Genomic DNA, 24,591 nt, shown 5'->3' on the forward strand with positions numbered 1-24,591 from the left:
TGCAACGTGTTCTAGTGCCAGTAAAACACGCCTCCTGCGCTGATAAAAGCCGCCCAGGCATCCTCGCTTGTCAGAGTAATGAAACGTGTTCTAGCCTGACGGAATGGGTAACCCTGTCATCGTTGAAGCCACTCGCAGCCCCATCGGCAAGCGAAACGGTTGGCTGTCCGGTCTGCACGCCACCGAGTTACTCGGGGCCACGCAGAAGGCTCTCGTGGAGAAGGCCGGCATCCAAGCCGGCGACGTCGAGCAGGTCATCGGCGGCTGCGTCACGCAGTTCGGCGAGCAGTCCAACAACATCACCCGGGTGAGCTGGCTGGTTGCCGGGCTCCCCGAGCATGTCGGCGCCGCAACCGTGGACTGCCAGTGCGGCAGCGGCCAGCAGGCCAACGGCCTGATCGCGGGCCTGATCGCAGTGGGTGCCATCGACGTCGGCATCGCGTGCGGCATCGAGGCGATGAGCCGGGTCGGGTTGGGCGCCAACGCCGGCCCCGACCGCGGGATCCTGCGGCCGGCGTCGTGGGACATCGATCTGCCGGATCAGTTCACCGCCGCCGAGCGCATCGCCAAGCGTCGCGGCATCACCCGCGAGGACATCGACCAGTTCGGCTTCGACTCGCAGCGCAAGGCCCAGCAGGCGTGGGCCGAAGGCCGGTTCGACCGCGAGATCAGCGGGATCGAGGCGCCCGTGCTCGACGAGAACAAGCAGCCGACCAGCGACCGTCATGTCGTGACCAAGGACCAGGGTCTGCGCGACACCACGCTGGAGGGCCTGGCCTCGCTGAAGCCGGTGATCGAGGGCGGGATCCATACGGCGGGTACGTCATCGCAGATCTCCGACGGCGCGGCGGCCGTGTTGTGGATGGACGAGGACAAGGCCAAGGCGCTGGGTCTGAAGCCGCGGGCCCGCATCATCAGCCAGGCGCTGGTCGGCGCCGAGCCCTACTACCACCTGGACGGGCCGGTGCAGTCGACCGCCAAGGTGCTGGAAAAGGCCGGCATGAAGATGGGCGACATCGACATCACCGAGATCAACGAGGCGTTCGCGTCGGTGGTGCTGTCCTGGGCGCGGGTGCACAACCCCGACATGGACAAGGTGAACGTCAACGGTGGCGCGATCGCGTTGGGTCACCCGGTCGGCAGCACCGGCAGCCGGCTGATCACCACCGCGTTGCACGAGCTGGAGCGTACGGATCAGACCACCGCGCTGATCACGATGTGCGCTGGTGGCGCACTGTCCACCGGCACCATCATCGAGCGCATCTAGCACCAGAGTGCTTGTCACGAAGCCGGTTTCGCAGGAGAACCGCATCGCGGCGGCGCAGGCGTATATCGATGCGCTTGTCAGCCATGCCGGCGATGCGGTCCCGTTCGCGGCGGGATGCACCCGCATCGAGCAGGGATTCAAGAACGGCTTCTCCGGAAATCACCTGCGGCGCAGCCTCAATCGCGGGCTCCAATACCGGCTACTCGCCGGGACCACGCCGCCGGACTATTCCATCAACGGCGACGAGGTGCGTGCCGAATACCACGTGCTGACCAAGGCGGCGTTCGGCGGACGCCGCGTCGGCGCGCGCGTTGACGAGACGTTCGTGATCCCCGCCGAAAGCCCGGACGGGCGGGCGGAAATCCACCACATCAGGGTTCGGTTTCACCCCTTCATTCAGCACAGCCGGTGACGACGCGGCCCGCGGAGCGGGGCGCGCAGGAGACCGCCAGATTCAGCACAGAGGACGTCATGGAAAAGCCCAAATCTCTCAACTCACCCGTCGTCGGCTTCTTCATCAAGTGGATGTCGAAGGGCAACACGTGGATCTACAAGCGCAGCAACGGAAAACTCGGCGGCGTGTTCCAGAAGGCGCCGGTCGCTCTGCTCACCACGACCGGACGCAAGACCGGTGAGCCCCGGGTGAGCCCGCTGCTCTATCTGCGCGAGGGCAATCGCGTGATCCTGGTCGCGTCAAGGGGCGGTAGCGACAAGCACCCGATGTGGTACCTCAACCTCAAGGCCAATCCCAAAGTCTCGGTGCAGATTAAGGACGAGGTCCTGCAGTTGACGGCGCGCGACGCCACGGAGGCAGAGCGTGCAGAGTATTGGCCGAAGTTGGACGCCATGTACCCGTCATTCGGCGACTACCGGTCGTGGACCGAGCGGGTGATCCCGATCGTCATCTGCGACCCGTAGGCCGGGCGTACCGATCGCATCCCGTCGCTGAATGGCCCGCGACAACGAGACACGAGCCGGGCCCAGCTGCTACAACGAACGTGGCAGACCCATGCGGGGCTCCACCATCGACGGGAGCGCAGTTATGACGAGACCGGCCGCACCCTCGACCTCCGACTCCGCCGCCCGATTCCCCTGCTCACCAACCATCAGCCCGGCGCGACGCGGCGTCATTTTCGCAGCGCTTTCGCTCGGGGTCTTGATCGCGGCGATGGACCAGGCAATGGTGGTGCCCGCATTGCCGACGATCGTGGAAGACCTGGGCGGCTCCGGTCAGCAATCGTGGGTCGTCGCCGCCTATCTACTCGGGGGCATCGTCGTCGTACCGGCAGCCGGCAAGCTCGGTGACCTGTTGGGCCGCAAGCGGGTGCTGGAAAGTGCCGTCGCAGTCTTTCTGCTCGGCTCGGTACTGTGCGCGTCCTCCGAAACGATGACCATGTTGGCACTTTCGCGAGTGGTGCAGGGTATCGGCGCGGGGGCGACGTCGGTGACGGCCGCGGCGCTGGTCGGTGAGGTGTTCCCGATCCGGGACCGCGGCAGCTATCAAGGCATCCTGGGGGCGGTGTTCGGCGTAGCCACCGTCGCGGGCCCGTTGCTCGGCGGCTTCTTCACCGACTACCTGAACTGGCGGGGGGCCTTCTGGGTCAACGTGCCGACCTCCATCGCAGTTCTCGCGGTGGCCGCCGCGACCATCCCCGCGCTGCCTCGGCGTCCCAAACCGGCCATCGATTACGTCGGCATCGTGGTGATCGCCCTGGCCACTACGGCTTTGATCATGGCAACGAGTTGGGGCGGAACCACCTACCCGTGGGGCTCGGCGCCGATCATCGCGCTGTTCGCGGGTGCCGCGGTGGCGCTGCTCGTCTTCGTCCGGGTGGAAAGCCGGGCTCCCGCGGGCATCCTGCCGCCGCGACTGTTTCGCAGCCCGGTGTTCTCGGTGTGCTCCCTGCTGTCGTTGCTGGTCGGTTTCGCCATGTTGGGCGCACTCACCTTCGTGCCGATGTACCTGCGCTACGTCGGCGGTGTCTCGCCCACCACCTCCGGCCTGCGTACGCTGCCCATGGTGGTCGGGCTGCTGACCACCTCGCTGGCCGCGGGCACCCTGGTCGGCCGGACCGGCCGGTACAAGATCTTTCCGCTCGCAGGCACGGCATTGATGGCCGTCGGCTTCTTGCTGATGGCGCGGATGGACGAGTCGACGCCCTGGCTGGTGCAGTTCTGCTACCTCATCATCCTGGGTGCCGGGATCGGCTTCTCCATGCAGGTGCTGATCCTGATCGTGCAGAGCACTTCACGTTTCGAGGACCTGGGCCTGGCCACCTCGGGCGTGACGTTCTTCCGTTTGGTCGGCGGAGCTTTCGGCGCGGCGATATTCGGTGCGCTGTTCGCCAACTTCCTGAACCGACGAGTGGGCTCAACCTTGGCGTCCCGTGGCGTGCCCGTCGAGGCCGTGCGTTCGCCGGCCGCTCTGCATCGACTCCCCAAGGACGTCGCGGAAGCGGTGGTGCGGGCGTACGCCGGGTCGCTGGGGCAGGTATTTCTGTGCGCGGCCTTCGTCGCGCTGGCGGGATTCGTCCTCGCGCTGTTTCTGCGCGAGGCTCCCCTGAACGCGATCCACGACAGCCCAAGCTGCCTGGGAGACGGCTTCGCTGTACCGAGAATCAAAACGCCCCAGGACGTTTTGGAGATCGCCGTCGGACGCCTGCTGGACGAGACGCCTGAGCTACCACTGGGCGATCTCGCCGAGCAGCCGGGTTGTACGCTCGACGTCGCCGGGCTGTGGGCAGTGTTGCGGATTTACCAGTACGAGCGATGGTTCGATGCGGCCCGGCTCGCCGACATCGCCACCCACCTGCACCTACCCCACCAAGTTCTCGAGCCTCTCTTCGACCGCCTCGTCGAGACCGGTTATGCGTTACGCGAGGGGGACCGGCTCTCCCTGACCGCGGACGGACTGCGGCACGTCGACTCCCTGGCCGGCCTCGTCCGGCGGCGGCTCGTCGAGCATCTGGCCGCGTCGTCCGGCGCCGTCGAGCTTCCCGACGACGAGGAGTTCGACGCCGCCCTGCGGCGCATCGCCGATGGCGTTCTGGTGCAACGTGATTGGGATGACGACGTCGGCGGCCTGGTGGTGTCCGGCAGCGCTACCGCACCGGTTAGCCGGTGACGGAGAGTTCGCCTGTTTCCAGCCAGCTGGCGCACGGCACGCCCAGCTCCTGCAATGCGACCTGGTCGAAGCGCGCGACTTGCGCCGCCGTGAGCTCGTCGCGGAAATCACGCTTGGGCCCTTTGGGGAAGAAGGCTTTGGCGCTGGACATGTGCGCTCCGTTGAACGGCGCCATCTTTTCCGCCCGGCCGCTCATATAGTCAAACGAGCACTGCTCGGCAATGACGTCCATGCGCAGCGATGCGGGGTCGATGCCCAAGAACGCGGCGATCCGGGCGATCTGGCCGGTTAGGTCGTCGGTGAGTTCGCGGTAGTGCAGGTGCAACACGTTTGGCTCGCCGCGCAGCCGCCACCATGACCGCACGATGTCGAACAGGTCTGAACAGCCGTAGCCGCGGGTGTCGAGCCACAGATCGAAGAATGCCTGCATGTCCTCGGGAATCACCAGGGGCGTCGCACTATCCGACCACTGGGCGTAAATCCGGTTGATTTTGGCCATTGTCGACTCGGAATAGTGATAGATCATGTTGTGAAAACTGATCGCGGCGTCCTTACCGTTCCTGCCGACGAACACGTACCGGGCCTGCTGGGCAAGCGGCAGGGCATCTGCGGGAAGGTGCGACTTGATGACTCGCCTACTGCCCGCCTCCAGCTGTCGCTTGAGCACGTCGAGCATCCCGTCGTGATCACCCCAGCTGGATTCGAGCCAAGGCGAAGTGTCCGACAGACTGCCGTCGGTCTCGTCCCCGTTATGCAATATCTGCTGGATTATCCGCTGGGTCCACGTCGTACCCGCCTTGACCGGAGTGACGATGACGACGTCGCCGTCGACCAGGCCGCCCTGGGCAAGAAAATCATTCCACACCAAGGAATTATGTAGATAATCCCGCACAACTCGGGTTGGGGCGATCAAGGGTTGCGTCATCACAGACCCGCTTTTCGATCGGGCACGCCGCACGAGATACGCCCGACGTGCCGTATTTAAACGATTGCGTTCTCAGGGACGACGTCCCGGCGAACTTCAGGAGTTGCTGAGCATCAAAGCGAAGGGACCAAGGACCCACTGACAATACGACATTGGTGTTCGGGTCGCCAGAAATAGCATCGATTCGTCGAAGGGGACCGCGAAGGCCGTTCGATGTCTACCGTCGGGACGCCCCGTCGCGCGTCTACGCCCCGGTGCGTCGGCCGCGCTAGGCCCCGGTGCGTCGGCCGCGCTACGCCCCGTACACCGGGACCGGCGGGCGGGCCTTGGCCAGCAGGTCGGTGACGACCGGCCCCAGCTCGGCGGGATCCCAGCGGTCCCCCTTATCGATCTGAGGTCCGTGCGCCCAGCCCTCGGCGACCCGGATCTTGCCTCCCTCGACCTCGAAGACCTTCCCGGTGACGTCGCGTGATTCGACGCTGCCCAGCCAAACGACAATGGGCGAAACGTTTTCCGGTGCCATCGCGTCGAAAGCCTGGTCCTGCGTCGCCATCATCTCCGCGAAGACGGTCTCCGTCATGCGGGTCCGGGCCGACGGCGCGATCGCGTTGACCGTCACACCGTATCGGCCCATTTCGGCGGCGGCGACCAGCGTCATGGCCGCGATGCCCGCCTTGGCGGCGCTGTAGTTGCCCTGCCCGACGCTGCCCTGCAGGCCCGCACCCGAGCTGGTGTTAATGATCCGTGCGTCAACGGTTTTGCCCTCTTTGGACAACCCCCGCCAATACGACGCGGCGTGACGCATCGTGGCGAAGTGGCCCTTGAGGTGCACGGCGATGACGGCGTCGAACTCTTCCTCGCTGGTGTTGGCCATCATCCGGTCGCGCACAATGCCGGCATTGTTCACCAGGACGTCGAGTCCGCCGAACGTGTCGAGCGCGGTCTGAACCAGCGCGGCGGCTTGATCCCAGTCCGCGACGTTGGATCCGTTGGCGACGGCTTCGCCACCGGCAGCGATGATCTCGTCCACCACGCTCTGCGCGGCACTGCCGCCGCTTGCCGGTGATCCGTCGAGACCCACACCGATGTCGTTGACGACTACGCGCGCACCCTCGGCCGCGAAGGCCAATGCATGCGCGCGACCGATCCCGCCGCCCGCTCCGGTGACGATGACGACACGGCCGTCGACTATTCCCATGAGTTGCCCATTCTCCTCGGATCCGCTATTTGATCGCGCTGGCGTTCGTGGTGGCCAGATAGTGCGGCGGCTCGCCGCCCCCGTGCACCTCGAGCGAAGCACCACTGATGTAGGACGCCGCGTCGGACGCCAAAAATGCTGCGGCCCAACCCACATCCTCGGGCTTGGCCATCCGGCCCAGTGGCACATTCTTGGAGATCGCGGCGATCGACTCGGCGTCGCCGTAGAACAAGTCGGCCTGTTCGGTCTCGACCATGCCGACCACGCAGGCGTTCACCCGGACCGTGGGTCCCCATTCCACCGCCAGCGTCTGGGTGAGGCTTTCCAGGCCGGCCTTCGCGGCACCGTATGCGCCGGTGCCCGGGGATGGCCGCCGGCCGCTGAGGCTGCAGATGTTGACGATCGCCCCCCCGCCGGGCTGGGCCTGCATCTTCTCGTTAGCGAACTGCGAAACTAGCAGCGCACCAATGAGATTGAGCTCGATGATCTTGCGGTTGAACTTTGGACTGGACTCCGCAGTCAGCACGTACGGCGATCCGCCGGCGTTGTTGACGACGACGTCGAGCCGTCCATGCCGCTCGAAAATCGTGTCGATCAACGATTCGACCTGGTCCTCGTCACGGATATCGCAGGCGTGAAACTCATACGGCAGCCCCTCGACGGCACGGCGCGCGCAGGTGATCACGGTCGCACCCTGCTCGGCAAATACCGCACTGATTCCCGCGCCCACCCCGCGGACACCGCCCGTCACCAGAACTGCCCGCCCGGCCAATCCCAAATTGATGGCGGATGCTTGGACGCGAGTCACTGTGCTAGCGTACCAAGCAAGTGCTTGCTTAGGTAGTCGGCCTCAATTTCACGAGGAAGTGCCAATTGACCATTACATCCACCAGCACAGAACCGGGCATAGTCGCGGTCACCGTTAACTACCCGCCCGTCAACGCCATCCCGTCGCGCGGCTGGTTCGAACTCGGCGACGCGATCACTGCCGCGGGCGCGAATCCCGAGACCCACGCAGTGATCCTGCGCGCCGAGGGCCGCGGGTTCAACGCCGGCGTCGACATCAAAGAGATGCAGCGCACCGAGGGATTCACCGCGCTGATCGACGCCAACCGCGGCTGCTTCCACGCCTTCCGCGCGGTCTACGAATGCGCCGTTCCGGTGATCGCGGCGGTGAACGGGTTCTGCGTCGGGGGCGGCATCGGCCTGGTCGGCAATGCCGACGTCATCGTGGCCTCCGACGACGCCACCTTCGGGTTGCCGGAGGTGGAACGCGGCGCGCTGGGTGCGGCCACCCACTTGTCGCGACTGGTCCCGCAGCACATGATGCGGCGGTTGTTCTTTACCGCCGCCACCGTGGACGCCGCGACCCTGCACCACTTCGGTTCGGTACACGAGGTGGTCCCCCGCGACCAGCTCGACGAGGCGGCTCTGCGAGTCGCCCGCGACATCGCCGCCAAGGACACCCGCGTGATCCGCGCCGCCAAGGAGGCGCTGAACTTGATCGACGTGCAGCGGGTCAACTCGAGCTACCGGATGGAACAAGGCTTTACGTTCGAGCTCAACCTCGCCGGGGTATCCGACGAGCACCGCGACGCGTTCGCGGGTACGACGAAGGGTGAGAAGTCTTGAGCGACAAGAGAACCACGCTCGACGAAGCCGTTGCCGAGCTGCACAGCGGCATGACCATCGGCATCGGCGGCTGGGGGTCACGGCGCAAGCCGATGGCGTTCGTGCGCGCCATGCTGCGCACCGACGTCAAGGACCTGACCGTGGTCACCTACGGCGGACCCGACCTTGGATTGCTCTGCGCCGCAGGCAAGGTCAAGCGGGTCTACTACGGATTCGTCTCGCTGGACTCGCCGCCGTTCTACGACCCGTGGTTCGCCAAAGCGCGCAGCGCCGGGGAGATCGAGGCCCGGGAGATGGACGAGGGCATGCTTCGCTGCGGGCTACAGGCCGCGGCACAACGGTTGCCGTTCCTGCCGATTCGCGCGGGACTGGGCAGCTCGGTGCTCGACTTCTGGGAGGGCGAGCTAAAGACGGTGACCAGCCCGTATCCCGCACCGGGTGGCGGCCACGAGACACTGCTCGCGATGCCGGCGCTGCACTTGGACGCGGCGTTCGTGCACCTCAATCTCGGTGACAGCAGCGGCAATGCGGCCTACACCGGCATCGACCCCTACTTCGACGACCTGTTCTTGATGGCCGCCGACAAGCGCTACCTGTCGGTGGAGCGTGTGGTATCCACCCAAGAGCTGATCAAGGCCGTGCCGCCGCAGGCGCTGCTGGTGAACCGGATGATGGTCGACGGCGTCGTCCAAGCATCCAACGGTGCGCACTTCACCACCGCCGCACCGGATTACGGTCGCGACGAGAAATTCCAGCGGCACTATGCCGAGGCCGCCTCGACCGAAGAGGGCTGGCAGCAGTTCGTGGCGACCTACCTGTCCGGTGGCGAGGCCGAATATCAATCAGCCGTAAGCGCTTTCGCAGAGGAGGCATCTTCGTGACAAGCACCGCGAGCACCCGTGCCGAAGTGTGTGCGGTCGCCTGCGCCGATCTATTCAGGGATGCCGGCGAGATCATGGTCAGTCCGATGACGAACATGGCCTCGGTCGGCGCGCGGTTGGCCCGGCTGACGTTCTCCCCCGACATCCTGCTCACCGACGGCGAGGCGCAGCTGCTGGCCGACACGCCCGCGTTGGGCGCACCTGGCGACGTCGAGGGTTGGATGCCGTTCGGCCGGGTCTTCGAGACCCTGGCCTGGGGCAGGCGCCACGTGGTGATGGGCGCGAATCAGGTTGATCGCTTTGGCAATCAGAACATCTCGGCGTTCGGACCCCTGCAGCAGCCCAAGCGCCAGATGTTCGGTGTCCGCGGCGCGCCCGGCAATTCCATCAACCACGCGACGAGTTACTGGGTCGGCAATCACTCCAAGCGAGTGTTCTGCGAGAAGGTCGACATCGTCTGCGGAGTCGGCTGGGACAACGTGGACGCCGACAATCCGGCATTCCGGTTCGCCAACACCTATCGGGTGGTATCGAACCTCGGTGTGTTCGACTTCGGCGGACCCGACCACAGCATGCGGGCGGTGTCGCTGCATCCGGGTGTTTCGGCCGACGAGGTCCGGGAGAACACGTCGTTCGAGATCGAAGGCCTGGACGGCGCCGAGGAAACCCGGTTGCCCACCGACGAGGAACTGCGCCTGATCCGCGAGACAATCGACCCGAAAGCATTGCGCGACCGCGAGATACGTTCATGATCATTCCGCCTCTCCCCCGCAAGCGGGTGGTGCCCCCACCTCATCGCTTCGTCCCCCTCGCCGCTTCGCGGCTGGGGTTGCCCCCACTGCATCGTCGGCGGTGGCTATGAAGCTGCGCACCCCGCTGACCGAGCTGGTCGGCGTCGAGCACCCGGTGGTGCAAACCGGGATGGGCTGGGTGGCCGGAGCGCGGCTGGTGGCGGCCACCGCCAATGCCGGCGGGCTCGGCATCCTGGCGTCGGCCACGATGACCCTGGACGAGTTGGCGACGGCCATCGGCAAGGTCAAGGCCGCCACCGACAAGCCGTTCGGTGTGAACATGCGCGCCGATGCGGCGGACGCCGGCGACCGGGTTGAGCTGATGATCCGCGAGGGCGTGAAGGTGGCGTCGTTCGCGCTGGCGCCCAAGCAGGAACTGATCGCCCGCCTGAAAGAGGCCGGGGCGGTGGTGATCCCGTCTATCGGCGCGGCCAAGCATGCGCGCAAGGTCGCGGGCTGGGGTGCCGACGCGATGATCGTGCAGGGCGGCGAGGGCGGCGGGCATACCGGACCCGTCGCGACCACGCTGCTGCTCCCGTCGGTGCTGGACGCCGTGAAGGGCACCGGCATCCCGGTCATCGCGGCGGGCGGCTTCTTCGACGGGCGCGGGCTGGCTGCCGCGTTGTCCTACGGTGCGGCCGGGGTGGCGATGGGCACCCGGTTCCTGCTTACGTCGGATTCCACCGTGCCCGACGCGGTCAAGCGCCGCTATCTGGAGTCGGCGCTGGACGGCACCGTGGTCACCACCCGCGTCGACGGCATGCCGCACCGAGTGCTGCGTACCGGGCTGGTCGAGAAGCTGGAAAGTGGCACGCCGATAAGGAGTTTGACCGCTGCGGTGCGCAATGCCGGGAAGTTCAAGCACATGTCGGGGATGACCTGGAGGTCGATGATCCAGGACGGCATGGCGATGCGGCACGGCAAGGAAATGACTCTGGCGCAGGTAGTGATGGCGGCCAACACTCCAATGCTGTTGAAAGCCGGCCTCGTTGAGGGCAACACCGAGGCCGGCGTGCTGGCGTCGGGGCAGGTCGCCGGCATTCTCGAAGACCTACCGTCGTGCGCCGAGCTGATCGAGTCGATCGTGCACGACGCCATCGAACACCTGCAGGCCGCGTCCGGGCTGATCGCGGAGTAACTCCCAAAGCGCCGAGTGTGAATCTCACGACGCAACACGCCGTCTTGGCGTCGTACAGTTCACACTCGGGCCGGTGGAGCGCCATCCGGCGGCCTGCATCGCTGCCACGACGCGGGCGACGAAGGTGCCCTGGCGGTATCGAAGTAGATCGCTGCTCGCTCTGACGACTGTCCAGCCCAGCGCCAGCAATGCGCTGTACCGGTCGATGTCTCGGTCGCGCTGTTGGCGGTCCGTCCAGTGCTGTGGACCGTCGTATTCGATGCCGACGCGAATCTCCTCGTAGCCCATATCTAAGCGGGCAACGAAGTCGCCGAACTCGTCGAAAACCCGGATCTGTGTTAGCGGCTTCGGCAAGCCGGCGTCGATCAGCGCCAGCCGAGTCCGCGTCTCCTGTGGGGATTCCGCGCCCGCGTCAAGCAGTGGCACCACTCGGCGCAATCGGGTCAAACCGCGCGCGCCCGGGTGCCCGGCGATGACGGCCTCAATGTCAGTCGGTGTCACGCCCGTCGCATTCATCAGCGCATCGAGCCGTTGAACAGCGGGTAGCCGCGAGGCGGTCCGTCGCCCGATATCGAAGGCGGTCCGCGCCGGCGAAGTGACCGAGACACCATCGACGATGAACACTTCGTGGGGTTGCAAGACATCGGTGTGCACCGTAATCCCGCTGGGCGGCCGACGATTATCATGCACCAGTTCGACATCGAGCGCCGCACTCACCCATTTCGTGCCGAGCAACGCGGCCGCCGAGTTCCCCGCGACGACCGCGCTACGTCGCGACCACAACCACGCTGCGGTAGCACGCTGGATCGCCGTCAGCTCGATACCGGCCGGAGCGTAGACCCCGGGGTACACGGGTTCGTACCACACCCGCATGGCCCGCTCCGGCAATGCTTTCGCGGCCAACGCTTCCGAAGCCAGGAACGGCCACGGGTGTTCTTCCATGGCCGAATGCTGGCATCACCCACCGACACCTTTCACCGAGTGTGCATCCTGCGACACGACGCGCCGATAACGCGTCGAGTGGTTCACACTCGGCGAAGAAGAGGGGCGCCGGGGGCGGGGTAGGCCGAGTCTTAGAGCCGCTCGATGATCGTGACGTTGGCGGTGCCGCCGCCCTCGCACATCGTCTGCAAACCGTAACGGCCGCCGATGCGTTCGAGTTCGTTGAGCATGGTGGTGAACAGCTTGGCACCGGTGGCGCCCAGTGGGTGCCCGAGGGCGATCGCGCCGCCGTTGGGGTTGACCTTCTCCGGATCGGCCTTGACTTCCTTGAGCCACGCCATCACCACCGGGGCGAAGGCCTCGTTGATCTCGACCGTGTCGATGTCGCCGATGGACAGCCCCGTCTTTTCCAGCGCGTAGCGGGTGGCCGGAATGGGCCCGGTCAGCATGAACACCGGATCGGCGGCGCGCGCGCTGATGTGGTGAATGCGGGCCCGCGGGGTCAGCTTGTGGTCCTTGACCGCCTGCTCGGAGGCCAGCAGCACCGCACTGGCACCGTCGGAGATCTGGCTGGCCATCGCCGCGGTCAACCGGCCACCCTCGACCAGCGTCTTGAGGCCGGCCATCTTCTCCAGCGTCGACTCGCGCGGACCCTCGTCGACCCGGAACGGGCCGGATTCGGTTTCCACAGTGATGATTTCGTTGTCGAAGTGGCCCCCGCGAATCGCCGCGAAGGCGCGCTCATGGCTGGTCAGCGCGTAGCGCTCCATCTCTTCGCGCGAGATGTTCCACTTCTCCGCGATCAGCTCCGAGCCGCGGAACTGGGAGATCTCCTGGTCGCCGTAGCGATGCAGCCACTGCTTGGACTCGTTGGTCGGCGAAGTGAAGCCGAACTGCTCGCCGACCGTCATCGCCGACGAAATCGGGATCCAGCTCATGTTCTGCATACCGCCGGCCACGATGAGATCGGCCGTACCCGCCATGATCGCCTGTGCGCCAAAGGAAATCGCCTGTTGGCTGGAGCCGCACTGCCGGTCCACCGTGACACCGGGGACCTCTTCGGGGTAGCCGGCGGCCAGCCACGAGAGCCGCGCGATGTTGCCGGCCTGTCCGCCGATGGCGTCAACACAGCCGGCGATCACATCCTCGACGGCGGCGGGGTCGACATCCACCCGGTCGAGCAGTCCGCGCCACGCATGGGCACCCAGATCGACGGGATGGATCCCGGCCAGTGCGCCATTGCGCTTGCCGACCGCGGTACGCACAGCGTCGATGACGTACGCCTCAGCCATGTTCAGACTCCTTCTTTGGTGATCCCGCCGAGCACGATGGCGAGATATTGCTGGCCCACCTGCGCTGCGGTGAGCGGTCCGCCGGGTTGATACCAGCGCACCGACACCCAGGTGGTGTCACGGATAAATCGGTAGACAAGGTCGACGTCGAGGTCGGGCTGAAAGTAGCCCTCGTCGACGCCCTGATTCAGCAACTCGACCCACATCTTGCGTTGTTGCCGATTCATGTCCTCGATGTAGGAGAAACGGGGCTGCGACAGCAGTCGCTGGGCTTCATCCTGGTAGATGACGACCTGCGCGTGCCGATGCTCGATCGCCTCGAACGAGGCCATGAACAGGCCTTTGAGCCGCTCCAGCGGATTGGATTCGCTTTCGACGATCTCTTGGTAGCGGGCGAACAGCCAGTCCAGGAATTCGCGCAGCAACTCGTCGACCATCTCCTCTTTGGAGGAGAAATGGTGATACAGGCTGCCGGATAAGATGCCGGCGCCGTCGGCGATATCGCGCACGGTCGTGGCCCGCAGACCCCGCTCGGCGAACATGGTGGCGGCGAGCTCCAGGAGCTCGTCTCGCCGGCTGTTGGCCTGACCGGCCACTCGATCCACCCGACCAGAGTATCAACCAAGCGCTTGCTTGGCCAGTCGGCCGATCAGGGGTGTTGGCTGGAAACCGAGATCACCTCGCCGGTGAGGTAGCTCGAGTAGTCGCTGGCCAAGAACGCGATGGTGGCCGCGACTTCCCACGGCTCGGCAGCGCGCCCGAACGCCTCGCCCGCCGACAGCCGGTCAAGCAGGTCGGAGGAGGTCGTCTTGTCCAGGAACTTGTGCCGCGCGATGCTGGGCGACACCGCATTGATCCGGACGTCGTACTCGGCGGCTTCGATTGCGCTGCAACGGGTTAGCGCCATCACGCCCGCTTTGGCTGCCGCATAGTGCGACTGCGAGTGTTGCGCTCGCCAGCCCAGAACACTGGCGTTGTTGACGATGACGCCGCCGTGCGGCGCGTCGCGGAAGTACCGCAGCGCGGCGCGGGTGGCACGAAACACTGAGGTCAGCGTGACGTCCAGGACCCGGTCCCACTCCTCGTCGGCCATGTCGGCCACCGGCGTCTGCCCACCCAGCCCGGCGTTGTTGACCAGCACGTCGATACGCCCCATCCGCGCGGTGGCCGAGTCAATCAGCGCGTCGATCTGAGCCGTCGACGTCACGTCGCACACCACATGCTCGACCCGACCCTGGCCCAGCGCCGACAACTCCGCGGCGGCCTCGCCCAGCCGTCGCTCGTGGTGGTCGGAGATCACCACGTCGGCGCCCTCGGCCAGCGCCCGGCGGGCAGTCGCCGAGCCGATGCCGGTGCCCGCGGCCGCCGTCACAACGACGACCTTTCCGGTCAAGAGTCCGTGTCCGGCAATCTCTTTCGGCGCTTCGGCCAAACTCATGCTTCCTCCTGTGTCTTCGCGCAAGCGCTCATCCCTTGACCTCCCGGGGTAAGCCGAGCACCCGCTCGGCGATGATGTTGCGCTGAATCTCGTTGGATCCGCCGTAAATGGTGTCGGCGCGGCTGAACAGGAACAGCCGCTGCCACTCGTCGAACTCGCCGTCCGCCAGGGCCAGGCCGGGCTTGCCGACGACGTCCATCGCCAGCTCGCCCAGATCGCGATGCCAGTTGGCCCACAACAACTTCGACACATTGTCCTGGCCGGGTTGCTCGACGTCCATCGTCGCCAGCGCGTAGCTACGCATGGCCCGCAGACCGGTCCAGGCCCGGGTCAGCCGCTCCCGGATGAACGGATCGTCGGCCGCGCCGTTGCGCTGCGCGACCTCGGCCAGGTTGGAAAGCTCACGGGCGTAACGGATCTGCTGACCAAGCGTCGAGACCCCGCGCTCGAAGGTCAGTGTTCCCATCGCGACCCGCCAACCGTCACCCGGCTCGCCGACCACCAGGTGAGCCTCGGTGCGGGCATCGTCGAAGAAAACCTCGTTGAATTCCGAGTCACCGGTCAACTGAATGATCGGGCGGATTACCACCCCCGGCTGGTCCAACGGAACCAGCAGATACGACAGCCCGGCATGCCGCTTGGAGCCCTTCTCGGTGCGCGCAACCACGAAGCACCACTGCGCCCAATGCGCCAGCGACGTCCACACCTTCTGGCCGTTGATCACCCACTCCCCACCTCCTGAGCCGTCGAGCTCGGCGGTGGTTGCCACGTTGGCCAGGTCGCTGCCGGCGCCCGGCTCGGAATACCCCTGACACCACAGCTCGGTGACGTCGAGGATTCGCGGCAGGAAACGCTGTTGCTGCTCGGGCGTCCCGAACGCGATCAGCGTCGGGCCGAGCAACTCCTCGCCGAAGTGGTTGACCTTGTCCGGAGCATTGGCTTTGGCGTACTCCTCGTAGAAGGCCACCCGGTGCGCGGTCGAGAGCCCCCGGCCGCCGTGCTCTTCCGGCCACCCCAGACAGGTCAATCCCGCGGCGGCGAGATGCTGATTCCATGCCCGGCGTTCTTCGAAAGCTTCGTGCTCGCGCCCGGGACCGCCAAGTCCCCTGAGCGCTGCGAATTCGCCGACCAGATTGTCGGCGAGCCAACCGCGGACCTCTGCCCGGAACTCCTCGACGTCCTGCATGCCCTGTAGGCTAACCTACCAAGCACTTGCTTTGTTAGGAGTATCCCCATGACCGGCGATCCGCGCACTGTGCCCGCGGCGTTGGACCGTTTCGTCGACCAATTCCCGGACCAGGCGGCGCTGATCACCGAGGACAGGTCCTTCACCGCGACCGAGCTGCGCGACGAGGTGCACCGCGCGGCCGCGGCACTGATCGCGCTCGGCGTCGAACACGGAGACCGGGTGGCCATCTGGTCGCCGAACACTTGGCATTGGGTGGTCGCGTGTCTGGCGATTCACCACGCCGGCGCCGCGATGGTGCCGTTGAACACCCGTTACACCGCCTCGGAGGCCAGCGACATCCTGGCGCGCACCGGTGCACCGGTGCTGTTCGGCATGGGGCAATTCCTCGGCAACGATCGGCTTGGCGACCTGGACCGCGCCGCGCTGCCCGCGTTGCGCCACATCGTGCGGATTCCGATCGACGTCCCGGAGACGGGGGCCGGAACCTGGGACGAATTCATCGAGAAGGGCACCGACGCCGACGCGGTGATCGCCCGGGCCGCCGCCGTCATGCCCGACGACCTCAGCGACATCCTGTTCACCTCCGGAACCACCGGCCGCAGCAAAGGCGTGCTGTGCGCGCACCGGCAATCGCTGTCGGCGTCGGCGTCGTGGGCCGCCAACGGCAAGATCAGCAGCGACGACCGCTACCTGTGCATCAACCCGTTCTTCCACAACTTCGGGTACAAGGCCGGCATCCTGGCGTGCCTGCAAACCGGGGCGACGCTGATCCCGCACCTGACGTTCGATCCGCTGCGCGCGCTGCAGGCGATCGAGCAGCACCGCATCACCGTATTGCCCGGGCCGCCAACGATTTACCAAACGCTGCTCGATCACCCGGCGCGCGGCGACTACGACCTGAGTTCACTGCGGTTCGCTGTCACAGGCGCCGCGACCGTTCCGGTTGTGTTGGTGGAGCGCATGCAGTCCGAGCTCGACATCGACATCGTGCTGACCGCCTACGGCCTGACCGAGGCCAACGGCATGGGCACCAGTTGCCGTGCCGACGACGACGCGGTGACGGTAGCGACCACCTGTGGCCGCCCGTTCGCCGGCTTCGAATTACGGATCGATTCAACAACTCCCGGCGAATCCGGTGAGGTGCTGCTGCGTGGGCCGAATGTCATGCTGGGCTACCTCGACGACCCGGAGGCCACCGCCGCGGCCGTCGACGCCGACGGCTGGCTGCACACCGGCGACATCGGCGTCCTCGACACGAACGGCAACCTGCGCATCACCGACCGCCTCAAGGACATGTACATCTGCGGTGGATTCAACGTCTACCCCGCCGAGGTCGAACAGGTCCTGGCCCGCATGGATGGGGTGGCCGACGCCGCGGTGATCGGGGTTCCCGACGAGCGCCTCGGCGAGGTCGGCCGGGCGTTCCTGGTGACCCGCCCCGGCGCGAGCCTCGACGAGCAGTCGGTAATCGCTTACACCCGAGAACATTTGGCGAACTTCAAGGCACCGCGGTCGGTGCGGTTCGTCGACGAATTGCCGCGCAATGCCGGCGGCAAGGTGCTCAAATCACAATTGCGAGAGTGGGCCTGAATTGGATCTGGAACTAGACGAAGAGACGCTGGCCTTCGCGGCCGAGGTGCGGGACTTCCTCGCGGCCAACGCCGAGTCGATCCCGACACAGTCGTATGACAACGCGGAAGGCTTTGCCCAGCACCGCCATTGGGACAAGGTGCTGTTCGACGCCGGGCTGTCGGTGATCAACTGGCCGAAGAAGTACGGCGGCCGCGACGCGTCACTGTTGCATTGGGTGGTGTTCGAGGAAGAGTACTTCCGCGCCGGAGCACCGGGTCGCGCCAGCGCCAACGGCATCTCGATGCTGGCACCGACGTTGTTCGCCCATGGCACCGAAGAGCAGCGGGATCGCATCCTGCCGAAAATGGCTAGCGGCGAACAGATCTGGGCGCAGGCATGGTCGGAGCCCGAATCCGGCAGCGACCTGGCGTCGTTGCGGTCCACCGCAACCAAGACCGAAGGCGGCTGGCTGCTGAACGGTCAGAAGATTTGGAGCTCGCGGGCCCCGTTCGCCGAGATGGGCTTTGGGCTGTTCCGCTCCGATCCTTCGGCGCAGCGGCATAACGGGTTGACCTACTTCATGTTCGACCTGAAGGCCAAGGGCGTGACCGTGCGGCCCATCGTCCAGCTGGGCGGGGACACCGGATTCGGTGAGATCTTCCTCGACGACGTCTTCGTGCCCGACGAGGATGTCATCGGCACCCCGAACGACGGCTGGCGCGCGGCCATGAGCACGACGAGCAACGAGCGCGGCATGTCGCTGCGCAGCCCGGCGCGCTTCCTGGCGGCCGCCGAACGGCTGGTGCAGCTGTGGAAGGACAACGGTTCCCCGACCGAATTCGCCGACCGGGTCGCCGACGCCTGGATCAAGGCGCAGGCCTACCGGCTGCAGACGTTCGGCACGGTGACCCGGCTGGCCGCCGGCGGTGAGCTGGGTGCCGAGTCCTCGGTGACGAAGGTGTTCTGGTCCGACCTCGACGTGGCGATCCACCAAACCGCGCTCGACATCCGGGGCGCCGACGGGGAGCTGGCCGGGCCGTGGACCGATGGCTTGCTGTTCGCGCTGGGCGGCCCAATCTATGCTGGTACCAACGAAATTCAGCGCAATATCATCTCCGAGCGGCTGCTGGGCCTGCCGCGCGAAAAGTCCGGAGGCAAGAAGTGAAATTTGCGCTCGACGAGCAACAGCGCGACTTCGCGGCCAGCATCGACGCGGCCCTGGGTGCGGCGGACCTGCCCGGTGTGCTGCGCGCCTGGTCCGACGGCGACATCGCGCCTGGCCGCAAGGTGTGGGAGCAGCTGGCCAACCTCGGCGTCACCGCACTGATAGTGCCGGAGAAATACGATGGCCTTGACGCCCACCCCGTGGATCTGGTGGTCGCGCTCGAACGCCTCGGCCGTTGGTGTGTACCCGGTCCGGTCGCCGAATCCATCGCGGTGGCACCCATTTTGCTCGCCGACGACCAGCGTTGCGCCGAATTATCCTCCGGTGAACTGATCGCCACGGTCGCGCTGCCGCCGCACACCCCGCGCGCGGTGGACGCTCAAGCCGCCGGTCTGGTGCTGCTGGCCACCGGCGAGAACGTCGGCGAAGCGGACGCGGGTGACTGCCACCGGTCCGTCGACCCCAGCCGGCGCCTGTATGACGTGGCCGCGACCGGTGCGACCTGGCGGGCAGATATCCAGCGCGCCTATGAGTTCGGCGCACTGGCCACCGCGGCGCAGTTGATCGGGGCTGCTGAGGCCCTGCTGAATGACACCGTGGCATACGCCAAGCAGCGCGCGCAGTTCGGCCGGGTGATCGGCTCCTACCAGGCGATCAAGCACAAGCTGGCCGACGTGCATATCGCGATCGAACTGGCGCGCCCGCTGGTCTACGGCGCCGCCTTGTCGTTGCAACCCCGTGATGTGAGCGCGGCGAAAGCCGCGGCGTCCGATGCCGGCCTGCTGGCCGCGCGGTCGGCGTTGCAGACGCACGGCGCGATCGGTTTCACCCAGGAATACGACCTGTCACTATGGCTGCTGCGGGTGCAGGCGCTGCGGTCGGCCTGGGGCACGCCGGAGGCGCACCGGCGCCGAGTGCTGGAGGCATTGTGAGTGAAGAACGGGAACTGCTGCGCGAGACCGTCGCTGCGCTGGTCACCAAACACGCCAACGCCGCGGCCGTGCGAGCCGCGATCGAATCCGAGCGCGGGTATGACGAATCGCTGTGGCAGCTGCTGTGCGAGCAGGTCGGTGCCGCAGCGCTGGTGATACCCGAGGAGCTGGGCGGGGCCGGCGGTGAATTAGCCGATGCCGCAACGGTTCTGCAGGAGCTCGGCCGCGCCTTGGTGCCGTCGCCATTGCTGGGCACCACGCTGGCGGAGCTCGCACTGCTGGCCGCACCCGAGCCGGATGCCCAGACGCTGGAAGCCCTGGCCGCCGGCACCTCGATCGGGGCGCTGGTGTTCGACGCGGACTACGTCGTCAACGGCGACATCGCCGACGTCGTGGTCGCCGCGGCCGATGGGGAACTGAGCCGGTGGACCCGGTTCAGCGTGCAGCCCGTGACCGCGATGGACCCCACCCGACGACTGGCCCGAGTCCGGCCCGAAGACACCGCGGACATCACCGCGCTGGGCCCTGATCCGGGCCTGGCCGACACCGCGGCCATCCTGCTGGCGGCCGAGCAGGTCGGGGCCGCCGAACGCTGCCTGGAACTGACCGTCGAATACGCCAAGAGCCGAGTGCAATTCGGCAGGCCGATCGGCAGCTTCCAGGCACTCAAGCATCGGATGGCCGATCTGTATGTCACGATCGCCGCGGCCAAGGCCGTGGTGAACGAAGCATGCAACGACCCCACGCCCACCAACGCCGCAACGGCGCGGCTGGCCGCCACCGAGGCGCTGTGTACTGTGACGAGCGAGGGCATCCAGCTGCACGGGGGCATCGCGATCACCTGGGAGCACGACATGCACTTGTATTTCAAACGCGCACACGGCAGCGCGCAGCTGCTCGACTCGCCGCGAGAGGTGCTGCGCCGACTCGAATCCGAGGTGCTCGAAACGTCGTGAACGCCTCCGTCGCGCTGCGCGCCGGCATCCCGCCCTTCCATGTGATGGATGTCTGGCTGGCGGCCGCGGAGCGCCAGCGCAGCCACGGCGATCTGGTCAATCTCTCGGCGGGGCAACCCAGCGTGGGCGCTCCGGAGCCGGTCCGGGCCGCTGCGGCAGCGGCCGTACAAGCCAACCAGCTGGGTTACACCGTCGCCCTGGGCATTCCCGAGCTGCGCGCTGCTATCGCGGCGAATTACCAACGCCTGCACGGTATCTCGGTCGAATCCGACGCGGTAGTAGTCACCACGGGATCCTCGGGCGGGTTCTTGCTGGCATTTCTGGCGTGCTTTGACGTCGGGGATCGGGTCGCGCTGGCCAGCCCCGGCTATCCATGCTACCGAAACATCCTGTCCGCGTTGGGATGTGAGGTCGTGGAGATACCGTGCGGCCCGGAGACCCGATTCCAGCCCACCGCGCAGATGCTCGCCGAACTCGACCCGCCGGTGCGCGGTGTCATCGTGGCGAGTCCGGCCAATCCCACTGGCACCGTCATACCGCCCGAAGAGCTGGCGGCGATCGCATCGTGGTGCGACGCGTCCGGTGTCCGGCTGATCAGCGATGAGGTCTATCACGGGTTGGTCTACGAGGGCGCCCCGCAAACCAGTAGCGCCTGGCAAACCTCGCGAAATGCAGTGGTAGTAAACAGCTTTTCCAAGTACTACGCGATGACCGGCTGGCGGCTGGGCTGGTTGCTGGTGCCGCCCGAGCTGCGCCGCGCGGTGGACTGCCTGACCGGCAACTTCACCATCTGCCCGCCGGTGCTCCCGCAGATCGCCGCGGTCGCCGCGTTCACACCGCAGGCAACCGCCGAAGCCGAAGGCAACCTGAACCACTACTCGGTCAACCGCTCGCTGCTGCTGGACGGACTGCGCGGAATCGGTATCGACCGGCTAGCTCCGACCGACGGTGCGTTCTACGTCTACGCCGACGTCTCGGACTTCACCGACGACTCGCTGGCATTCTGTTCAAAACTGTTGGCCGACACCGGCGTTGCGATCGCTCCCGGTATCGACTTCGACACCGCGCGAGGCAACAGGTTCGTCCGGCTATCGTTCGCCGGACCGACTAGCGACATCGAGAAAGCCCTGCGGCGAATCGGGCCGTGGCTGTCGGTCAGCGGTTGAACTTGCCGGCGAGGTACTCGGCCCGCGCGGCACTGCGGACGAGTTTGCCGCTGGTAGTGCGGGGAATGGTGCCGGCGGCCACCAGCCGCACGTCGGCGATGCGGATCTGGTGGTTGCGCGAAATCGCCGCCCGCACAATGTCGGCGATCTGACCCAGGTCGGTACGTCCGGCGCCGGCGGCTCGCTCGGCCACGATCACCAGCTGCTCACCGGAGCCACCAGCGGTGGATCCGAGCGCCTCGGCGGGAACGGAGAAGGCGGCGACGTAGCCGGTACGGATCGCGGGCGAGCACTCGCTGACCGTGGTCTCGATGTCGAACGGGTAGTGGTTGCGGCCGTCGATGATGATCAGGTCCTTGATCCGGCCGGTCAGGTACAACTCGCCGTCCAGGTAGACGCCGAGATCGCCGGTCGCCAACCAGCAGCCGTTGTCGGCGGCACCCTCGGCATGGCTGCCCCGGTTGAGCCGGGACTGCAGCTTGTTGCCGAACACGCGTCGCGTTTCGTCCTCGCGTCCGAAATAGCCGCGGCCGATGTTGACGCCTTGCAACCAGATTTCGCCCACGGTGCCGTCGGGCACCTCGGCGCCGTCGGGGTCGGCGATCACCGCCCACTGGTCAGGGATCGGCTGCCCACAGGACACCTGAGCGACCGCGTTGGGGTCGTCGGCTGCCACGATCACCGCGCGCCCGGCGCCGAGCTGTTCGCGGTCGAGGTAGATCACGCTCGCCGCGGCCTCCTGCGAGATACTGGCCACCGAGAGCGTGGCCTCCGCCATCCCGTAGGACGGCTTGACCGCATTCGCGGGCAGCCCGTAGGGAGCAAACGCATTGGTGAACTTCTCGATCGCCGACATCGTCACGGGCTCGGACCCGTTGAGGATGCACACGACGTTGCTGAGGTCGAGAGTCTCGCCGGCCGGCGGCAAGCCGCGCTCGGACGTCAGTTCGAAGGCAAAGTTCGGTGCCGCCGCGAAGGTGCGGCCATGGGTCGACTCGATGCCCAACTGCTTGATCCAGCGGTAGGGCCGGCGCAGAAACGCCATCGGATCCATGATCGTGACATGCGCCCCGAAGAACGCCGTGAACATGATCATCATCAGCCCCATGTCGTGAAACAGGGGTAGCCAACTCACCGTGCGGACATCCACGTCCAGCCCGCCGGTCATGACCATCTGCATCGCGTTGGTGTAGACGGAGCGGTGGGTGATCTCCACGCCCGCCGGTGACCGCGTCGAACCCGAGGTGTACTGCAGGTAGGCAACGTCGTCGGTGTGCAGGTCGGCACCGGTGAACATCGCACCGAGGGTCTCCGGCAGCGCATCCACCGCGATCATCCGCGGACGCTCGTTGGGCGCCAGCGTCCGGATAAACGTGCGAACAGACTCGGCGACGGTGGTGGTGGTCAATACCGCCGCGGGCCGGGCATCTTCCAGCACCGCGGCCAACCGCTCGGCATGCCCGGACATGGTCGGCGCGAACAGCGGCACGGCGATATTGCCTGCATAGACGCTGCCGAAGAACGCCGCGACGTAGTCGAGGCCCTGCGGCGCGAGGATCGCCACCCGGTCCCCCGGCTTGGTGACCTGCTGCAGCCGGGCGCCGATCGAACACACCCGGACCCACAGCTGGTTCCAGCTGAGCACCACGGGCCGTCCATCTGGTTCGTGCGAGTAGTCAAGGAAACGGTAGGCCGGCCTGTCCCCGTGCTCGGCGCGGTTTTTGTCGAAGTACGACGTCAGCGTCAGGCCTTCGGGTACGACGATGGCGGCCTCGCGGGACGCGAAACGTTCCGCATCGTCCGAGGTGGCCACAACATCATCCAAACAAAGATCCCGACTCACGGTAGGACAGATTAATAGGCGCGTGTGCTATTCGCCGCACCGGTTCGATATGGCGGAGATCACGATCGGGCCACTATCGGCACATTTGTCACTGCTAGAGAGCCTGGTGGCGCGGCCCGAGCCTGCGCGGAAGCATTTGCCGAGCGATAATTTTGGGCAGACATTTTCGGTCGCCGAGACAGCCGGCGAAAAGTTTCTTGCAAACTCCGCGCGCGTCGGAGATTTCGTTGCTCAATTGCCGAGGATTTCGGCGATGCGCGCTTGGAGCCGGCCGCGCTCGCCGATGTCGTCGATATTGATGCCGAACCGGTCGCTCAGGGAGTCGATCACCGCGGCCGCATCGTCGAGAACGATCTTTTCGGTCCCGCCGGCGCGGTGGATGGCCAGGTTACGTCCGGACAGATTGATCCGGGTGTCGCCGCTCACCCGGGCGACCATCAGGCCGGTCACGAAGTGCGAGGCCGGGTTTGTCGAGACATACCAGCTACCCATCTTCAGATCGATCTGCGGCCGGGTTTGGGTGGTGAATTCGTACAGCGATTGCCATTCACCGCGCAGTTCGGCCTGTAGCACCAGGCCGTCGCCGCGGTCCTCCAGCCGATAGGGCTCGTGCGTGGTCTGCTGGATGTTGCCGATTTCGAAGCGAATCGGAGACGTCAGGGTCTGGCCGCCGAAACCGACGTCGACGAGATAGGACCCCTGCGAACCGGGGAACGTCACGGCCAACACGGTGTGGGTCTGCGCCGGCACCGCGGCGTCGGGCGGCAGCATCCAGATCACCCGCCCGGTCAATCGCCGCACCCGAAAGCCGATTTCGGCCAGCACGTAACCCAGCAGCCCGTTGTGCTCGTAGCAATAGCCGCCGCGGCGCCGGTGCACCAGCTTGTCGATCAGGGTGTCCGGGCCCAGGTCGTCGACCGGCACTCCCATCATCGGATCGAGATTCTCGAACGGGATGGTCTGGGTGTGAGCGGTCATCAGAGCCTGCAGCACCTCGAGGGTCGGCTCGACGGCACCGCCGTGACTGATGCGGTCGAAGTACGCGGTCAGATCCAGTGTCATGGCTCCATTCTGACTGAGGGTTAACCAGCAGGAAACCCAAGGCAACAGAAGGTGTTTGGATCACGTTCATACCTCGCC

Annotated in this window: 23 protein-coding genes; 13 read left to right on the forward strand and 10 right to left on the reverse strand. The window is 66.2% G+C overall.

Annotation, left to right across the window (positions count from 1 at the left end; translation table 11 throughout):
* Nucleotides 1-103 precede the first annotated feature (103 nt).
* The 4 genes from MJO58_RS25005 to MJO58_RS25020 all read left to right on the forward strand — a co-directional run bounded on the left by MJO58_RS25005 (nt 104) and on the right by MJO58_RS25020 (nt 4,391).
* On the forward strand, nt 104-1,267 hold the full coding sequence (locus MJO58_RS25005) for a steroid 3-ketoacyl-CoA thiolase (protein ID WP_090607199.1): 1,164 nt from the start codon (nt 104-106) through the stop codon (nt 1,265-1,267).
* Between the two features lie 7 nt (nt 1,268-1,274).
* Nucleotides 1,275-1,679, forward strand: a complete 405-nt coding sequence (locus tag MJO58_RS25010) for a DUF8021 domain-containing protein (RefSeq protein ID WP_090607202.1) — start codon at nt 1,275-1,277, stop codon at nt 1,677-1,679.
* Between the two features lie 59 nt (nt 1,680-1,738).
* Entirely contained in the window at nt 1,739-2,185 is a 447-nt protein-coding gene (locus MJO58_RS25015) for a nitroreductase family deazaflavin-dependent oxidoreductase (protein ID WP_090609631.1), read from the forward strand.
* 124 nt (nt 2,186-2,309) lie between these two features.
* Complete coding sequence (locus tag MJO58_RS25020; protein WP_239721325.1) at nt 2,310-4,391, forward strand: MDR family MFS transporter; 2,082 nt, start codon at nt 2,310-2,312, stop codon at nt 4,389-4,391.
* Here MJO58_RS25020 and MJO58_RS25025 read toward each other — a convergent pair.
* The 3 genes from MJO58_RS25025 to MJO58_RS25035 all read right to left on the reverse strand — a co-directional run bounded on the left by MJO58_RS25025 (nt 4,381) and on the right by MJO58_RS25035 (nt 7,322).
* Nucleotides 4,381-5,256: a sulfotransferase domain-containing protein gene (locus MJO58_RS25025; protein ID WP_239721326.1), complete on the reverse strand. Its 876-nt coding sequence runs from the start codon at nt 5,254-5,256 to the stop codon at nt 4,381-4,383. The two genes, MJO58_RS25020 and MJO58_RS25025, sit on opposite strands and share 11 nt — an antisense overlap.
* 352 nt (nt 5,257-5,608) lie before the next feature.
* Nucleotides 5,609-6,514 carry an SDR family oxidoreductase gene (locus MJO58_RS25030; RefSeq protein WP_239721327.1) on the reverse strand — a complete coding sequence of 302 codons (906 nt, stop codon included), beginning with the start codon at nt 6,512-6,514 and terminating at the stop codon, nt 5,609-5,611.
* 25 nt (nt 6,515-6,539) lie between these two features.
* A complete protein-coding gene (locus MJO58_RS25035) occupies nt 6,540-7,322 on the reverse strand; it encodes an SDR family oxidoreductase (protein ID WP_239721328.1) in 783 nt (260 codons plus the stop codon).
* A 65-nt stretch (nt 7,323-7,387) separates the two neighbouring features.
* Between MJO58_RS25035 and echA20 the strand changes: the two genes are divergently transcribed.
* From echA20 to ipdC, 4 genes are all read left to right on the forward strand, one after another.
* Nucleotides 7,388-8,146: a (7aS)-7a-methyl-1,5-dioxo-2,3,5,6,7,7a-hexahydro-1H-indene-carboxyl-CoA hydrolase gene (echA20, locus tag MJO58_RS25040; RefSeq protein ID WP_090607213.1), complete on the forward strand. Its 759-nt coding sequence runs from the start codon at nt 7,388-7,390 to the stop codon at nt 8,144-8,146.
* Entirely contained in the window at nt 8,143-9,027 is an 885-nt protein-coding gene (ipdA, locus tag MJO58_RS25045; RefSeq protein ID WP_239721329.1) for a cholesterol ring-cleaving hydrolase subunit IpdA, read from the forward strand. The genes echA20 and ipdA overlap by 4 nt, the downstream gene beginning before the upstream one ends.
* Entirely contained in the window at nt 9,024-9,779 is a 756-nt protein-coding gene (gene ipdB, locus MJO58_RS25050; RefSeq protein WP_239721330.1) for a cholesterol ring-cleaving hydrolase subunit IpdB, read from the forward strand. The genes ipdA and ipdB overlap by 4 nt, the downstream gene beginning before the upstream one ends.
* Before the next feature lie 106 nt (nt 9,780-9,885).
* Complete coding sequence (gene ipdC / locus MJO58_RS25055) at nt 9,886-10,956, forward strand: (3aS,4S,5R,7aS)-5-hydroxy-7a-methyl-1-oxo-octahydro-1H-indene-4-carboxyl-CoA dehydrogenase (RefSeq protein WP_239721331.1); 1,071 nt, start codon at nt 9,886-9,888, stop codon at nt 10,954-10,956.
* Between the two features lie 24 nt (nt 10,957-10,980).
* On the opposite strand, the gene MJO58_RS25060 is transcribed toward ipdC, so the two are convergent.
* The 5 genes from MJO58_RS25060 to ipdE1 all read right to left on the reverse strand — a co-directional run bounded on the left by MJO58_RS25060 (nt 10,981) and on the right by ipdE1 (nt 15,814).
* Nucleotides 10,981-11,898, reverse strand: a complete 918-nt coding sequence (locus MJO58_RS25060) for an endonuclease domain-containing protein (RefSeq protein ID WP_239721332.1) — start codon at nt 11,896-11,898, stop codon at nt 10,981-10,983.
* A gap of 131 nt (nt 11,899-12,029) precedes the next feature.
* Nucleotides 12,030-13,190, reverse strand: a complete 1,161-nt coding sequence (fadA6, locus tag MJO58_RS25065) for a steroid 3-ketoacyl-CoA thiolase FadA6 (RefSeq protein ID WP_090607225.1) — start codon at nt 13,188-13,190, stop codon at nt 12,030-12,032.
* Nucleotides 13,191-13,192: 2 nt separating this feature from the next.
* The gene (gene kstR2 / locus MJO58_RS25070; protein ID WP_239721333.1) at nt 13,193-13,795 is read right to left on the reverse strand and encodes a TetR family transcriptional regulator KstR2; all 603 of its coding nucleotides are present in this window, start codon (nt 13,793-13,795) and stop codon (nt 13,193-13,195) included.
* Between the two features lie 44 nt (nt 13,796-13,839).
* The gene (gene ipdF, locus MJO58_RS25075) at nt 13,840-14,628 is read right to left on the reverse strand and encodes a (5R,7aS)-5-hydroxy-7a-methyl-1-oxo-2,3,5,6,7,7a-hexahydro-1H-indene-carboxyl-CoA reductase (RefSeq protein WP_090607230.1); all 789 of its coding nucleotides are present in this window, start codon (nt 14,626-14,628) and stop codon (nt 13,840-13,842) included.
* A gap of 28 nt (nt 14,629-14,656) precedes the next feature.
* Nucleotides 14,657-15,814 (reverse strand): acyl-CoA dehydrogenase IpdE1, encoded by a 1,158-nt coding sequence (gene ipdE1 / locus MJO58_RS25080; protein WP_090607233.1) that lies wholly within the window; start codon nt 15,812-15,814, stop codon nt 14,657-14,659.
* Between the two features lie 48 nt (nt 15,815-15,862).
* Between ipdE1 and fadD3 the strand changes: the two genes are divergently transcribed.
* The 5 genes from fadD3 to MJO58_RS25105 are packed head-to-tail and all read left to right on the forward strand — an operon-like array spanning nt 15,863 to nt 21,608.
* A complete protein-coding gene (gene fadD3 / locus MJO58_RS25085) occupies nt 15,863-17,407 on the forward strand; it encodes a 3-((3aS,4S,7aS)-7a-methyl-1,5-dioxo-octahydro-1H-inden-4-yl)propanoate--CoA ligase FadD3 (protein ID WP_239721334.1) in 1,545 nt (514 codons plus the stop codon).
* Between the two features lies 1 nt (nt 17,408).
* Nucleotides 17,409-18,554 (forward strand): acyl-CoA dehydrogenase family protein, encoded by a 1,146-nt coding sequence (locus tag MJO58_RS25090; RefSeq protein ID WP_239721335.1) that lies wholly within the window; start codon nt 17,409-17,411, stop codon nt 18,552-18,554.
* Entirely contained in the window at nt 18,551-19,486 is a 936-nt protein-coding gene (locus tag MJO58_RS25095; RefSeq protein ID WP_090607242.1) for an acyl-CoA dehydrogenase family protein, read from the forward strand. The genes MJO58_RS25090 and MJO58_RS25095 overlap by 4 nt, the downstream gene beginning before the upstream one ends.
* On the forward strand, nt 19,483-20,442 hold the full coding sequence (ipdE2, locus tag MJO58_RS25100; protein WP_239721336.1) for an acyl-CoA dehydrogenase IpdE2: 960 nt from the start codon (nt 19,483-19,485) through the stop codon (nt 20,440-20,442). The genes MJO58_RS25095 and ipdE2 overlap by 4 nt, the downstream gene beginning before the upstream one ends.
* A 44-nt stretch (nt 20,443-20,486) precedes the next feature.
* The gene (locus MJO58_RS25105; RefSeq protein WP_420845443.1) at nt 20,487-21,608 is read left to right on the forward strand and encodes a pyridoxal phosphate-dependent aminotransferase; all 1,122 of its coding nucleotides are present in this window, start codon (nt 20,487-20,489) and stop codon (nt 21,606-21,608) included.
* Here MJO58_RS25105 and MJO58_RS25110 read toward each other — a convergent pair.
* Both MJO58_RS25110 and MJO58_RS25115 read right to left on the reverse strand, forming a co-directional pair.
* Nucleotides 21,598-23,421 (reverse strand): fatty acyl-AMP ligase, encoded by a 1,824-nt coding sequence (locus MJO58_RS25110; RefSeq protein WP_239721337.1) that lies wholly within the window; start codon nt 23,419-23,421, stop codon nt 21,598-21,600. The genes MJO58_RS25105 and MJO58_RS25110 overlap by 11 nt on opposite strands.
* A gap of 261 nt (nt 23,422-23,682) precedes the next feature.
* Nucleotides 23,683-24,513: an arylamine N-acetyltransferase family protein gene (locus MJO58_RS25115; protein ID WP_239721338.1), complete on the reverse strand. Its 831-nt coding sequence runs from the start codon at nt 24,511-24,513 to the stop codon at nt 23,683-23,685.
* Between the last annotated feature and the right edge of the window lie 78 nt (nt 24,514-24,591).

The organism is Mycobacterium lentiflavum (genome assembly GCF_022374895.2).
Classification (GTDB): Bacteria; Actinomycetota; Actinomycetes; order Mycobacteriales; family Mycobacteriaceae; genus Mycobacterium; species Mycobacterium lentiflavum.

Bases quoted from the DNA above. Each gene is read 5' to 3' on its own strand.
- MJO58_RS25030 (WP_239721327.1), bottom strand. From the start codon at position 6,514: ATGGGAATAGTCGACGGCCGTGTCGTCATCGTCACCGGAGCGGGCGGC.
- MJO58_RS25060 (WP_239721332.1), bottom strand. From the start codon at position 11,898: ATGGAAGAACACCCGTGGCCGTTCCTGGCTTCGGAAGCGTTGGCCGCG.
- MJO58_RS25105 (WP_420845443.1), top strand. From the start codon at position 20,487: ATGGATGTCTGGCTGGCGGCCGCGGAGCGCCAGCGCAGCCACGGCGAT.
- ipdC (WP_239721331.1), top strand. From the start codon at position 9,886: ATGAAGCTGCGCACCCCGCTGACCGAGCTGGTCGGCGTCGAGCACCCG.
- MJO58_RS25005 (WP_090607199.1), top strand. From the start codon at position 104: ATGGGTAACCCTGTCATCGTTGAAGCCACTCGCAGCCCCATCGGCAAG.
- fadA6 (WP_090607225.1), bottom strand. From the start codon at position 13,190: ATGGCTGAGGCGTACGTCATCGACGCTGTGCGTACCGCGGTCGGCAAG.
- MJO58_RS25015 (WP_090609631.1), top strand. From the start codon at position 1,739: ATGGAAAAGCCCAAATCTCTCAACTCACCCGTCGTCGGCTTCTTCATC.
- MJO58_RS25115 (WP_239721338.1), bottom strand. From the start codon at position 24,513: ATGACACTGGATCTGACCGCGTACTTCGACCGCATCAGTCACGGCGGT.
- ipdF (WP_090607230.1), bottom strand. From the start codon at position 14,628: ATGAGTTTGGCCGAAGCGCCGAAAGAGATTGCCGGACACGGACTCTTG.
- MJO58_RS25020 (WP_239721325.1), top strand. From the start codon at position 2,310: ATGACGAGACCGGCCGCACCCTCGACCTCCGACTCCGCCGCCCGATTC.
- ipdE1 (WP_090607233.1), bottom strand. From the start codon at position 15,814: ATGCAGGACGTCGAGGAGTTCCGGGCAGAGGTCCGCGGTTGGCTCGCC.
- fadD3 (WP_239721334.1), top strand. From the start codon at position 15,863: ATGACCGGCGATCCGCGCACTGTGCCCGCGGCGTTGGACCGTTTCGTC.